Here is a 659-nt window from a genome sequence, read left to right on the forward strand (position 1 = left end):
ATTGCAGCTGCCCGTCAGAAATGCGTGAAACCCTCTTGCACCATACGCAGGAAACCATGAAAGAACTAACCGAACTATCCGAGAAATTTGAAACGAATTGAGCCGGTGAGTGAATTTAACAAATTCCTCACCGGCTTTGTTCTTTTTCGAGAAAAAGAAGGTTATCCCGTTCCGGGATAACCGTGGCAAGCAATGCCCCAGGATAGCCATCCGGCTCCTGGCGCTGCTTGTTGGGGATTCCCCAAGCCCCTTTTGAACACAGAATTTCATTCTGTGGCTGCGCGTTCCTGCGGAACGCTTTTCACCTGCCTGCGGCGGTGAGAAAATACGAAAAAACGGGCGCGTCAGCGATCCTGCTCCGGTTCTTTTTCCCGGTCATTCTGGCGTTCCTCCCCATATCCCATTAGCCGGTCTACGTTGGCTTTTGCGGCCAGCAGTTCCCGCATTTCCTCGCGGGAGCGCCGGTACTCGGCATAGTCTTTTTTCTTTCCTTCCAACAGCTGGGCATACTCGGCCTGCAAGCTCTTGACGGTGGGCAGCTTCTTGATACCCAAATCGTCAAATGCCTGTTTTGCCGCCTTGTGGAGCAAAATATCCGCTTCATGTTCCGCTAAAAATTTCTTGGAATATCCCGCCTTGCGGTAGGCCGCATAGACCTC

2 pseudogenes are annotated in these 659 nt (G+C 52.0%); one reads left to right on the forward strand and one right to left on the reverse strand.

From position 1 onward, the window contains the following. Positions 1-101, forward strand: a pseudogene (locus D5269_RS18125) (XRE family transcriptional regulator); the annotation flags it as partial. A gap of 243 nt (positions 102-344) precedes the next feature. Here the strand turns inward: D5269_RS18125 and D5269_RS18130 are convergent. Further along, positions 345-659, reverse strand: a pseudogene (locus D5269_RS18130) (relaxase); the annotation flags it as partial.

It is taken from the genome of Anaerotruncus sp. 1XD42-93 (genome assembly GCF_009917605.1).
Lineage (GTDB): Bacteria > Bacillota > Clostridia > Oscillospirales > Ruminococcaceae > Anaerotruncus.